This window comes from Rhodomicrobium udaipurense JA643, from assembly GCF_000636015.1.
Taxonomy (GTDB): Bacteria; Pseudomonadota; Alphaproteobacteria; order Rhizobiales; family Rhodomicrobiaceae; genus Rhodomicrobium; species Rhodomicrobium udaipurense.
Map to the genome: position 1 here is coordinate 1 of NZ_JFZJ01000100.1, position 11,594 is coordinate 11,594.

An 11,594-nucleotide genomic window follows, 5' to 3' on the forward strand; every position below is an offset into this window, starting at 1 on the left:
CTTCGGCGGCCTGACGTTCAACGTCGACGCCAATACCTATGCGTCGCTGAAGTAGCCACTTCGGAAGCGCGCGAGAGAGAGACGCATCTCGCTTCCGCATGCTAAACAGGAGACGGAGCTTCTTTGCGCCGAAGAAACGCGAAGAAGCTCCCGACACATCGCCATCGCAGTTGCTCCGCGAGGAGGGATGCACATGTCCCGCACGCGCGCCTTGAACGACGCGAGCCACGAAAAAACTAGAACAGTCATGGGTTGCGCAAATCGGGCTGCGCTGATATTTGCTGTAAACCGAGGTGTAAACCGAAGCGTTGCTAACGAAACGTGAACACGTTACGATATTGAAATCGCTTGGTTTTTTTTGGTTCGGAGGGGTGCTAGAGTGGTTGAATAGACCGGTCTTGAAAACCGGCGTGCGGGCAACCGTACCGTGGGTTCGAATCCCACCCCCTCCGCCAGTCCAGAACAGAACTGCGAACGCCACTGGCCGCCGATTTTACGCCCGAAATCGCCGTGAGCGTTCTGAGCAGATCGCTTTTCGACCCAATGATGCGGACCTCGCGGTCGCCAACCTCGACCCTCTGGGCCAAGGCACGCAGATGGTCGCGGCGATAGCCGCCGCCTTCGGTTCGCATCCTCTGGCGGGCCGTGGCTGCGAACTTGCGCAGCATCGTTGCGGTGACCGGTTGCTGAGCCGCACTTTCCAACATGTCCTGGGCCCGATGGCCGTCAGCCTGGGCCTGGTCTCTAATCGCCTTCAGCCCGGCGATACGCTCCTTCAGGCCCGGGTCGTCCAGATCGGCGACGGCCGGTCTCGATGGCGTCATAGAGCCGCTTGAGGCGGAGGTCAGCCTCCGCCGCGCGTTTGTTCAACTCGGCGATATGCTCGCGCCGCCGCTCGGAGCGCTCCTGGCGGCGGTCCAGCACCGAGGCGAGAACCTCCTCCAGTCGCTCGGGAGCCAGCAGGCGGTGCTCGATATGGCCGGCAACAAGGGTGTCCAGCTTTTCCATCGGTACGCTTCGTCCAACACAGCCGGTCTCTCCCTGCCGGGCTTTGGTCGAGCAGGTGTAGTAGCGGTATCGGTTACTTTTGCCGGTCCTCAGCGTCATCGCGCCCGCGCATTTCGCGCAGAAGCAAATACCGGTCAGCAGGGTCGGCCCGCTGACGACGCGAGCCGGCGTGACCTTGGGATTGCGTGATCGCAGGTGCGCCTGCACCGCATCGAAAGTGGCCTGATCGACCAGGGGGGGGGACCTCAACCGGAATTATCTCACTGACCGGTTTTAGTTCCTTGCTCTTGCTCCGCTTGTTGAACTCATGGCGGCCGATATAGGTCGGCCGGGTCAGGATGCGGTGAATCTGGCGCTGAGCGCATGGGCTCGATCGTCGAGGCCCTGGATGCGGAATCCGAATATTTGGCGCGCCTGTCAGCGGCGACACCGATCGGCGGGCGGGCATGACCGAAATGGACGACGAGAGCGGCCGCGCGTTCGACAGCCTGACGGAGGTCGAAAAGCGTGCGGTGCGGCAGGCGATCGAAGCAGCTCGTGGGAGGCACGCCGTCCATGGCGTCCGCCTCCCGGATGGGCGACTGGCGATCGCGTGGCCAACGCCAGCATTTGGCATCGTTTGGAGCGTCTCGCGTGCGTCAGGCGAGAGAATCTCCGGGAAATTCCGTGCGTCCGGGTCCGCATGCCCGGACGAGCGGTAGCGGGGGCGGGGCGGGCGCAGCTGTCGCGTCCGTCCCGCAGCATCCCCGCATCATCCTTTCAACCGGGCCGCGGCCCTCATGGAGAATGACATGAAAGATATCACGGCACTCGAAAACGGCTTGACCCGGTTCCACGTCGCTGGCGCGCGACCTTCGGCCAGGCGTTTGGCGATGCCTATCGCGACCCCAACCGCTGCGCCGATCGCGAGAAAGGTCAGCACCTCCCCGCCATGCGAGACCGCCGTTTCGTAGACGCTCATGCAATTCCCCCTATTCTGCCCCGCTCAAGATGCACATTTCCATTTTTATAGTCAATTTCGGCGCAAGTCCCGGCGCCTTGACTGATACGTGTGTCGTATCACATAATACGGCATGATCCGAAGCTTCGCTGACGCCGACACGGAGCGTCTTTACCGAAAGGATGAGTGTCCGCCGCGATGGCGGGCAATTCGCGCCGTTATGTTGCGCAAGCTCGACATGATCGACGCAGCGGTTCGGGTGGAAGACCTTCGAGCGCCGCTAGGCAATCGGCTTGAAAAGCTGAAGGGCGATCGAAAGGGACGATGGTCGATCCGGATCAACGATCAATGGCGCGTTGTCTTTCTGTGGGATGACGACGCGCCGGAAGACGTGGAAATCGTCGACTACCATTGAAGGAAGGTGAGGGCATGACCCGAATTACAACGCATCCCGGCGAAATCCTTCGGGAAGAGTTTCTCGTGCCCCTTGGCCTTTCGGCGCGGGCGCTTGCGGCTGCCATCGACGTTGCGCCGAACAGGGTGAGCGAGATCATGCGCGGGCGCCGCGACCTGTCCGCCGACACCGCGATACGGCTTGGTCGCTACTTCGGCACCGATCCGCGCTTTTGGCTGAACCTGCAAGCTGCGCACGATCTGAGCAAGGCGACCGCGACGGGCGATTTCTCGAAGATCACCCCGCGCGCGGCCTGACCAGCGGTTCAAGCCGCTTCGGTGGCGTCCTTGCCGAGTACCCGGTAGACCGACGAGCGCGCCATCTTAAGCTCGCGGGCAATCGCAGTAGGCTTCTTCCCCGCCGCGAAAAGCGTCTTGACGCGGTCCACGTCGAGCGACGGTTTCCGGCCGGTGTACACGCCCGCAGCCTTTGCCTTGGCAATGCCCTCCAATTGCCGCTCGCGGCGCAGGTTCGTCTCGAACTCGGCGAACACGCCCAACATGTCCAAAAAAGCTTTTCCGGCGGCGGTGGTAGTGTCTATGGGCTGTTCGGTAGCCCGCAGTGCCACGCCGCGCTCACGCAGCTCGAGGACGATGTCCTGCAAATCTTTGACAGAACGTGCGAGGCGGTCGATCCGGGTGACGACGACGACATCGCCCTCCCGAACGCATTCAAGCAGAACCTCAAGTTCGGTGCGGCCGTCGCGTCGCGTCCCGGATTTCTTCTCCGAGAAGATTTTCAAGCAACCCGCTCCTTCGAGTGCGGCTTGCTGAATGGTAAGTTCCTGGTCGGTCGTGCTGACACGAGCGTAACCGAAGGCTCTGGGCTGTGGGGCTTTGCGGATCATGGCGGAATGTCCGATTAGGTTCTAGACCATTCCTATGTAGCGTCCGAAAAGCCAAAAATCAACTCTAAAAGGACGCAAAAGTGTCTCATTTGAGAGTCGGACAAGTTGGATCATGCGAGAGACGCATAGCACATCAAAAATCGCTTTTTCAGCGGATCGATCCGCTAAGAAGCTTTGTTGGTCGAGAGCGGACACTATGGAAGCGCATCGCACCCGCTGGCCCTTGCAAAAGCAGAAAACGCGAGGACCTAGGCCTTGCCTGCTCGATTCGCAGGCAAGGCGCCATTTGCAGTCGAGATCGCCGTCAGTTCTCCGCGCGCTTGAGCGGAATGGCGATTGCGCACCTAAGACCCGTGGGCGCGAAATCCATACAAACCTCGCCTCTCGTTTCCAAGGAGAGCCCTTTCTCGATCAGATGAGACCCGAAACCCTGCCGCGTGGGCGGCTTCACGGGCGGGCCGCCGCTCTCCACCCATCTAAGCCGCAGCAAATCTTCGGTCTCGGCCCTGTCGACACTCCAGGTGACATCCACCCTGCCGGACTGGGTAGAAAGCGCGCCGTACTTCGCGGCATTTGTCGTCAGCTCGTGAACAGCCATGCCGAGCATCAGGGCCTGCCCGGGAGACAGGTTCACAGTCTCGCCGTCGAGTGCGAAGCGGGGTTCAGCCCCCTCGCGACCGTAGGGCGAAAGCTCCAGAGCGAAGATCCGTCGCAACGAAGCGCCCTCCCAATGGCTTGCCGTGAGCAGATTGTGCGTTTTGGAGAGTGCCAGAAGCCGCGCCTGGAAGGCGTCGCCAAACTCAGCAAGGGTCGTGGCGTACCGCGCGGTTTCTCTTGAAATCGCAAGAACTGTGGAAAGAGTGTTCTTGGTGCGATGATCCAGCTCTTTCATCAGCAGGTCTCGCTGCCGTTCCGAGCGAACCCTTTCGCTGACGTCGCGCGCCACGATCGAAGCAGCGATGATGCTGCCATCCGCGTTGCGCACCGGGGAGACGGTTAACGAGATGTGGATGCGTTGTCCGTCTTTCGCCGCGAGCAAGGTTTCGTAGCTCTGGACCGCTTCGCCAGTCTTCACCCGCTCCAGAACGCCGGGCATCTCATCTTTATCTCCCGCCGCTACGAGGAGTGAAAGTGGCTTTCCGGCTATCTCCTCCGCCGTGTAGGCGAAGATCTTTTCGGCGCCCCTGTTCCAGCTCGAAATTACGCCCTCGAGCGAATGGCCGATGATCGCGTCATCCGAGGACTCCACGATGGCTGCGAGACGTGCGAGCGTTTCCTGATGGCGCTTCTGCTCGGAAATATCGACGAAGGTGATCACCACGCCATCGACGACACCGTTGAGGGTGCGATATGGCCTGATCCGCATCAGGAACGTGGTCCCATTATCGGGCGTATGAACCTCGCGCTCGACAACGGACAGCGCCGCGAGGGCGCTCCGAACGTCCGCTTCAATGGCGTGATAGCTCAGACGGCTGGCGATCTCGATGACGGGTCGCCCGCGGTCCGCTTCGCGCAAGTGGAAAAGTTTCGTGCAGGCGGCCGTAAATGTGCGCACACATAACGCGTCATCGAGGAACAGGATGGCGATGTCCGTGCTCTCGAGCAAATTCTGGAGATCGCTGTTCAACCGATGCAGGGACGTGTTTTTTTCGCTTAGCTCGTTGTTGACGGTCTGTAGCTCCTCGTTGATCGACTGCATTTCCTCTTTCGAGGTCTCCAACTCTTCGTTGGACGATTGCAGTTCCTCATTGAGAGACTGATATTCCTCGTTCGCGGATTTCAGGTCTTCGTTCGCCTGCTCGGCTTCGTCGAGCGCCGCCTGAAGCCGCGCTCTGATGGCCCTCAGTTCGGCTTCGAGTTCTCTACTGCCAATGCCCCGATCTTCCATGTCGGGCACTTCCGCTGGCTCTTTCGGGGGCTCGATATCCTGAAAAATCATGATGTAATGCGTGGCCTTACCCGACGCGGGAAGGACCGGCTCGACAATGAGGTTTATGGAATCGCTCTTGCCCGCAACCTCGATCGCAACGTTCTCCTGAACCGCCCTCAGCCCCGTCGCTGCGGCTTTCTGGAAGAGAGAGCGAGCCGCTGGACGCAGAGCATTCTGGATCAGATTGAAGAGGTTGAAGCTGGCGGCGCCGGGCTGCGGATCGAGATACTTCCCCGTCTGCCCCGAAAAGCTGAGCACCTGGTGTTTTTGGTCGACGAGAAGATGGGCTGGAGCATATCGCTCCATCACGCGGCGCGCGCCTCTTTCGACGCCGCTTTCCGCGGCACGGCGATTCGGTGTGCCTGCCGATGAGGGAGCCATGCCTCTCGATGCCGCCGACGACAAGGGAAGACTCGGCAGCGCAGCGGGAGTGTCGTTGCGTCGTTCAAAAAGGCGATGCTTCTTGTCCACCTCGGTAAAGAAATGCTCCTGCCGGGCGATGCTCTCGGATGGCCCCAGGAAGACGTAACCGCCCGGACGAAGCGCGTAGTGAAAGATCGGGATCAGCCGGTCTTGCAGCGCTGTGTCCAGATAGATCAGGAGATTGCGGCAGGAAATCAGGTCGAGCTTCGAGAAGGGCGGATCGCGAAGCACGCTATGAACCGAGAAGACGATGCTTTCCCTGAGCTCCGATGAAACGGCGTAATGATTGCCCTCGCGAACAAACCACCGTTCAAGCCGTTGCGGTGAAACCGCGTCCAGCAGCGCCCCTGGGTATCGTCCGGCGCGCGCGTGCGCGATTGCGCGATCATCGATGTCGGTCGCAAAGATCATGATCCGCGGGGCGGATGGCAGCTTCGCGACCGCTTCCATCAAAAGGATGGCGATGGAATAGGCTTCCTCGCCCGTGGCGCAGCCCGCGACCCAGACGCGAACCTGATCGTCTGCGCCCCTGCCCGCGATGAGCGCGGGTATGACTTTCGCTTCGAGTGCCTCGAAGGCGGCGGGATCGCGGAAAAACTGAGTGACCCCTATCAGGAGGTCGCGAAACAATAATTCGAGTTCTTTCGGATTGCCGCGCAGTTCTTCGAGATAACCATTCATGCTATCGAGATTCAGAACCTGCATGCGTCTTTGGACACGCCGGACGAAGGTCTTTTCCTTGTATTCGGAGAAGTCGTGGCCGACAGCGCTGTGGAGCAGCGTGGCTATTTCTGCCAGATGCTCAACTGCATCCTTACGGATGCCTTCGGCATTCTTGTGCGCCTTCGCCTGAGCGAGATGGCGATGATAGTCGAGCAGTTTCGCCGGAATGTCCTTCACTTGCAGGACATGATCGACGAAGCCCGTGGCCGCCGCGCTGCGGGGCATGCCAAGCTTGGCCTGATGATCGACTTCAGCCTGAGCAATCGTAAGGCCGCCATGTTCCTTGATGGAGCCGAGACCCAGCGAGCCATCGCTTCCGGTGCCGGAGAGGATCACGCAAACGGCGTTCTCGCCCTGATCGCGCGCGAGCGAAAACATGAAGGTGTCGATCGGGCGGCGAACCTCGCGCGGCGGCGCCGGTTTGACGACAACGAATCGGCCATTCGCGATGGTGAGGGTGGCGTCGGGGGGGATAACGAACACCTGGTTCGGCAAGACCTCGGTGCCATCCGCCGCTTCGGTAACCGGCATGGCGGTAGTCTTGCCGAGAATCTCGGCGAGCATGCTTTTGTGGTCGGGAGCAAGGTGCTGGACAAGCACGAACGCCATGCCACTATCGGGCGGCATGTTTTCGAAAAAGGCTGTGAATGCCTCAAGGCCGCCCGCCGACGCGCCGACGCCGACGATGAGGGGCGACGAGGTATTTTCGTTTCGAGGCGCGCGAAGGGCGTCGCCGCCCTTGGAAACCGGGGGAGCTTTGTTGGAGGCACCCCCACCGTTCTTTCGGCGCGGCTTGTGCTCCGTCATGATAATCGGCCTTAATATTTTGAGATGGATTTCGCCCAAGATCAATGCAAGGGCATCATGGCTCATAAGCCCGCCAGATGCAAACAACTTAGGAAATTTATTCCAAAACAATTAGAATGGATCTCTTTTGGTAGCTGAATTTTTCACTTAGAAATTGCTCTGTGGAGGTGAAAAGCGCTGTCGCCCTCGGCGCAATACAGCGTCTTTATTTTAAGCCGCGAGGGCGAGCGCGAGCGTATCGATATTTCGCGCATCACGCTGCGATTGATAATGATCAATCATGAATCTGGCCCTGATGAAGGGACTGTTTGAGCGAGACGTTCGAGTTTCGCGGCAAGCTCTCGCCGCACCGCGTCGGGGTCAATCATCGTGACCGAGCCCGAAAGCTCGACGCGAGACGGCGCGAAGAAGCGCGTGAGCTGCCCAAGCGCAACCAGCTGATGCTTCAAGGTCGGCTTGTCTGCGATCGGAGCGAACGCGATCTCGGCAAGTCGACCGATCACGCGCTCAGCTGTGACCTCTGCGGATGCCGCGACACGAGTGCGTGCCTCCCCGATGATCGCCTGGATGCGCGGATCACCAAGGAGGCGCGAAGCCGTTGTGGCTGCGCTCTTTTCCGCATACCCCGCTCGCATCGCCGCCGCCTTTCCATCGGCATCGATAACGTACTCGGACGCGAACCGACGCGCCCGTTCGGTCAAAGGTGACGGCGCGGGCTCCCGTGGCCTCGATTTTTTCGGATTTTTCGCCATGCCGCGTCTCATTGGGGCGTATCAGACAGAGCACCGCGAAGCTGGCTGCCCACATCCTGCCCCGCTGCTCTCACAGCTCCAGCGATCGCGCCGGTTGTCGCCGGGGTTTGCGTGATATTGAAACTCTGGGTGATTGTGATGGGTGCGTTGATGGTTCGCTCGTTATGATTGACGATCTGCGCGCTACCCTGAACCCGCTCTGGAATCGAGGCCGCGCGAGGCTTTGATTGCGCCGGAGCCGACGATGCCTGGGCAGGGGCTTGCGGCTGATGCGCGGGAGCGGATGCCGGAGATGACGGCACAGCCGTCGATCGAAGCCGCGCTGCCGCCTCTTGTTCAGCCCGCCGCCGCGCCCGGACTTGTTTGATCATTTCCGAAAACGGATGATCGTCCGGCGGGATGTACCCTGGATTCCAGGCGCGGATTTCCTCCGGCGAAAAGCGTGTCTCTTCCCCGCCAAGTTGGCGTCCCAACCAATCGCCGGCCCTCTGCATGGCCGAATCGATGGGCTTCAAGGCCTCCAAAAACCGTTCGCGAAGCGGCTTGAGGACCTCAGAAATCTCGTCGACGGCCTTCGTCGTGCGCGCAACGATTTCATCCCAGTGCCGGTATACCGTAACCGCGACGACGGCGAGGCCTGTCGCAAGTGCGAGCCACGGGTTTGCCAGCATGAGGGCCGAAACTCCGGCAATGAGGGTTCTCATGTTCGCAATTGCGCTCATGAGAAGAATGAGCCCGCCCGCCTTGGCGAGCCCTGACATCCCCGCCGCCCATTCCCGCAGGCGCGACCAATTGAGAGCAATCGCGACCGTGAGGCCGACGATCGCCGCAGCCGCGCCAGAGATCGCGAAAGCGATCCCCCCGAAGCCCGCAAGCATCGACGCAATCCCGGCGATGATCGCCGTGCTGCCGATGAAGACAAGCGCAGCGCCGAGTGCCGCAAAGGCGCGCGCGAGGTTTCGAACGGTTCCCGGGTTCGTGATGGCCCACTGTTGAAGGTCGCGGATCGCAACCGTCAACGGCTTCAGAAAGTTGCGTACGAAATCGGAAACATAAGCGTTTCCGACTGCCTCCTTGAAGCTTTTCCATTGTTGCTCAAGAGCTTGCCACCATACCTTTGGATCGTCCGTCGACAGCAAATTTGGATCTTCGACGCCACGGATGTTTTGTCTCTCCTTGTTCATCTGCCGATTAGTGGCGGGCAGCAGAAGCTCATCAAGTATCGCCTGTAGGGCCTTGTTACCGCGAGCAACCTCGGCGACCACTCCGCGCATAACATCCATATTGTCGACGTTCACACCCATGCCGCGCCATCTCTCGATCAGAGCGTTGGCCCAATCCAAAGGGTTTTTCGCGAGAACGTCCGCACCCCAGACGGAGCCGACTCTGAATCCCTGAAACTTGCCCGTTTTGGGATCGCGGACCTCATCTTCCGCGCTGTGTAAACCCCATTTTTCCTGGAGTTTCGCCTGCGCGTAGGATGAGGACACGCCGCCCCACAGATTGCTCGAAAGATGGTACAAGCCGATGCCGGCGTTCGTGCGCCCCTTCATGATATTCGCGAGGCCGGGCAAGACCTCAGTCATGAACGAATCCGTCCAGCCGTATCGCGCAGCGCCAGCACCGGAAACGGCTTGGAGAAAATCCCCGCCTGTCACGCGACCGCGAAGAGCAATTATGGATTTGATATAAGCGTGAGAGATGGCCTCGATTGCCTCGGGAGTTGTGCGGCCCGCCATTTCGAAGGCACGCGCAACGTTCGCGAGTTGCTTCGAATCCCCGGCAAACCCTTTGGTTTCGTCCGACGTGAAACTCAGAGCCGTGCGCAGCTTGTTGAACACGGGGAGAAGTTCAGCGGCGTGATGCATGTCCTGAACCACGCCGTAGAGATCGTGCAGCGCCTCGATGTTGCCGGACAGCGAGGTCTGGAGATTGCGCCCTGCCTCGGCGTAGGCAGTCGTGCGCGCGATCTGCATATCCATCCCGCGATGCGCGAGGGGAAGCGCGGCGGCGAGCGCATTCTCAGCATGCGCCAAGCCTTCGGCGGCCTGCTCAAAGGCCAGCAGGCCTTTGAAAGTTGCCATGCCAGCCATGGTGGCGACCGTACCGGCGAGCGCAGCCCGCAACCCGGCGAAATTGTTTTCGAGGCCGTGCACCGTGTGCTGAAAGCGCTGCATGGAAAGGAGCGCATGATGCATCGGTCCGGTCAGAGCGTCGACAAGCCGAAGATGGACAGAGACATCGTAAGCTCCGCTCATTGCACCGCCCTCGAAGAGGGTGCCGTGCCCTCGGAACTGCGCAGAAGGGCGATTGCGCCTCGCGTCACAATGTCGACAGCCCGTTCAGCGGCTGGCGATCCGCCTGGAAATCATGGGCGGCCAGAAAGACGGCGAAGGCCGCCGCGAACGCTTGGAGTCCAGCGTCGAAACCCATTGCGGGTGCGCCTTCCGCGATCGCGAACGCTACTTCCTCCACATCGGCATCACGCGGAGCGGGACGGGAAACGCCAGCGAGTGGATCGAAAACGGTGTCGTCGTGCATGTCCCTGACCTCGGGTTGGAAGGGGGAAGATGAAAGCGCGGCGGCGCGCCGAATCTTTTTAAGCGCCGCGGACTTGCGGCCGGCACGCGCAAGCGCAGGGCGGTTCGGGCGACGTGACGCCGCCTGTTCGCGTGGTGAGCACCAGCGGCAGTTCTCCGGCGCGTATGGGCCGTCCGAATCGATGCGGTCGAGCATGGTTCCGATCGGTCGGTCTCCCATGTCTGAGAGAAACGCCGCGAAACGCGACCATCGAGCATCGACTTCGATCCCACGACCACCATAGAGCCGGTAACTCACATGGCGATCTGCCCTGGCCATCAACATGCGGGTGTCCTGGCGCGGGACAACGGGGCGACCGTCGACATCGTAGCCGCGTAGGAGATGGCAAACAGTACCTCTAGATAAACCGAGCGCGCGTGCAGCTTCGTCAATGGATAAACCGATGGCACGTCGCCACGTTGCAAATGAAGGTTCAAACATGAAATCACCGGACGATTGATTCATTGCAGTATAACATATTTCTAAAACCTACCTCGAAAGTCGCCCTCGAAATTGAATGCACCTTCTGCAGGTAGCTCTCAATATCATTGATATATATCACTAAAATTTTACAAAGGCATCGTTTTGCGACCGGTCGCAAGGCATCCGATGCTCGATATCGTTCGTCGATATTACGCAAGAGATTCTCGATAATACTGGATATCAGTGCGAGGAATCAGATAAAATATTTGAGTTTAGGGCCGAGATGGCCGCGCGACTTGTTCCGGACTGCGAGAGGATGGACAGGCGCGAGAAGCGGGAGAACCGGAATGAATGATGAGACGACTGCGTCCGACGATCGGGGCGCGGATGTTGCCGAAGGCGGCGACGATGGCGCGGTAAGCGCTGTGATGGCGGCGCTCCACCGGGAGCGAGCAGCCCGGCGATCGGCAGAGGCCGCGGCCCGAAAGGCCGCCGATGCGGCAGAAAAATACCGAGATACAGCACATCGGCTGATGGTGGACCGAGAAATCGCCGATGCGGTCCACGCGTCAGGCGGCGCGAATATGCGGCTGTTGCGGCCTCACCTCGAATCCAGCGTGGCGGTGGTCGATGAGGGTGGCGCGAGGTTGTTCGCGTCGTAGGAGACGATGGGCAGCCGCGCTGGGGGCTGCGTGGACCGATGAGTG

Annotated in this window: 9 protein-coding genes, 1 tRNA gene and 1 pseudogene; 3 read left to right on the forward strand and 8 right to left on the reverse strand. The window is 60.3% G+C overall.

Annotated features, from left to right (window positions below; translation table 11 throughout):
- Positions 1 to 365 precede the first annotated feature (365 nt).
- Positions 366 to 455, forward strand: a tRNA-Ser gene (locus T281_RS12945).
- A 289-nt stretch (positions 456 to 744) separates the two neighbouring features.
- Here T281_RS12945 and T281_RS19560 read toward each other — a convergent pair.
- The 3 genes and pseudogenes from T281_RS19560 to T281_RS12960 all read right to left on the reverse strand — a co-directional run bounded on the left by T281_RS19560 (position 745) and on the right by T281_RS12960 (position 1,969).
- Positions 745 to 1,257 carry a recombinase zinc ribbon domain-containing protein gene (locus tag T281_RS19560; protein WP_245269240.1) on the reverse strand — a complete coding sequence of 171 codons (513 nt, stop codon included), beginning with the start codon at positions 1,255 to 1,257 and terminating at the stop codon, positions 745 to 747.
- Positions 1,258 to 1,300: 43 nt separating this feature from the next.
- Positions 1,301 to 1,624 (reverse strand): annotated as a pseudogene (locus tag T281_RS19800) (hypothetical protein); the annotation flags it as partial.
- A 135-nt stretch (positions 1,625 to 1,759) separates the two neighbouring features.
- Positions 1,760 to 1,969 carry a hypothetical protein gene (locus T281_RS12960; protein WP_037239736.1) on the reverse strand — a complete coding sequence of 70 codons (210 nt, stop codon included), beginning with the start codon at positions 1,967 to 1,969 and terminating at the stop codon, positions 1,760 to 1,762.
- 112 nt (positions 1,970 to 2,081) lie between these two features.
- Here T281_RS12960 and T281_RS12965 point away from each other — a divergent pair, with 112 nt between their 5' ends.
- Both T281_RS12965 and T281_RS12970 read left to right on the forward strand, forming a co-directional pair.
- Positions 2,082 to 2,363 (forward strand): type II toxin-antitoxin system RelE/ParE family toxin, encoded by a 282-nt coding sequence (locus T281_RS12965; RefSeq protein ID WP_037239737.1) that lies wholly within the window; start codon positions 2,082 to 2,084, stop codon positions 2,361 to 2,363.
- A gap of 14 nt (positions 2,364 to 2,377) precedes the next feature.
- Positions 2,378 to 2,659 carry a HigA family addiction module antitoxin gene (locus T281_RS12970; protein WP_037239746.1) on the forward strand — a complete coding sequence of 94 codons (282 nt, stop codon included), beginning with the start codon at positions 2,378 to 2,380 and terminating at the stop codon, positions 2,657 to 2,659.
- A gap of 8 nt (positions 2,660 to 2,667) precedes the next feature.
- Here the strand turns inward: T281_RS12970 and T281_RS12975 are convergent, their stop codons facing one another.
- The 5 genes from T281_RS12975 to T281_RS18840 form a co-directional block, all read right to left on the reverse strand.
- Complete coding sequence (locus tag T281_RS12975) at positions 2,668 to 3,249, reverse strand: recombinase family protein (RefSeq protein WP_037239739.1); 582 nt, start codon at positions 3,247 to 3,249, stop codon at positions 2,668 to 2,670.
- 304 nt (positions 3,250 to 3,553) lie between these two features.
- Positions 3,554 to 7,132 (reverse strand): chemotaxis protein CheB, encoded by a 3,579-nt coding sequence (locus T281_RS12980; protein WP_162173176.1) that lies wholly within the window; start codon positions 7,130 to 7,132, stop codon positions 3,554 to 3,556.
- 278 nt (positions 7,133 to 7,410) lie between these two features.
- Positions 7,411 to 7,884: a terminase small subunit gene (locus T281_RS17865; protein ID WP_162173177.1), complete on the reverse strand. Its 474-nt coding sequence runs from the start codon at positions 7,882 to 7,884 to the stop codon at positions 7,411 to 7,413.
- 8 nt (positions 7,885 to 7,892) lie between these two features.
- Positions 7,893 to 10,142 carry a phage tail tape measure protein gene (locus T281_RS12990; RefSeq protein WP_037239741.1) on the reverse strand — a complete coding sequence of 750 codons (2,250 nt, stop codon included), beginning with the start codon at positions 10,140 to 10,142 and terminating at the stop codon, positions 7,893 to 7,895.
- Between the two features lie 64 nt (positions 10,143 to 10,206).
- Positions 10,207 to 10,929, reverse strand: coding sequence for a helix-turn-helix domain-containing protein (locus tag T281_RS18840; RefSeq protein WP_155955243.1), 723 nt, complete (start codon positions 10,927 to 10,929; stop codon positions 10,207 to 10,209).
- Between the last annotated feature and the right edge of the window lie 665 nt (positions 10,930 to 11,594).

What these genes read in the sequence shown, in the direction of transcription:
- T281_RS12960 (WP_037239736.1), bottom strand. Translation starts at nt 1,969, where the DNA reads ATGAGCGTCTACGAAACGGCGGTCTCGCATGGCGGGGAGGTGCTGACC.
- T281_RS12965 (WP_037239737.1), top strand. Translation starts at nt 2,082, where the DNA reads ATGATCCGAAGCTTCGCTGACGCCGACACGGAGCGTCTTTACCGAAAG.
- T281_RS12970 (WP_037239746.1), top strand. Translation starts at nt 2,378, where the DNA reads ATGACCCGAATTACAACGCATCCCGGCGAAATCCTTCGGGAAGAGTTT.
- T281_RS12975 (WP_037239739.1), bottom strand. Translation starts at nt 3,249, where the DNA reads ATGATCCGCAAAGCCCCACAGCCCAGAGCCTTCGGTTACGCTCGTGTC.
- T281_RS12980 (WP_162173176.1), bottom strand. Translation starts at nt 7,132, where the DNA reads ATGACGGAGCACAAGCCGCGCCGAAAGAACGGTGGGGGTGCCTCCAAC.
- T281_RS17865 (WP_162173177.1), bottom strand. Translation starts at nt 7,884, where the DNA reads ATGGCGAAAAATCCGAAAAAATCGAGGCCACGGGAGCCCGCGCCGTCA.
- T281_RS12990 (WP_037239741.1), bottom strand. Translation starts at nt 10,142, where the DNA reads ATGAGCGGAGCTTACGATGTCTCTGTCCATCTTCGGCTTGTCGACGCT.
- T281_RS18840 (WP_155955243.1), bottom strand. Translation starts at nt 10,929, where the DNA reads ATGAATCAATCGTCCGGTGATTTCATGTTTGAACCTTCATTTGCAACG.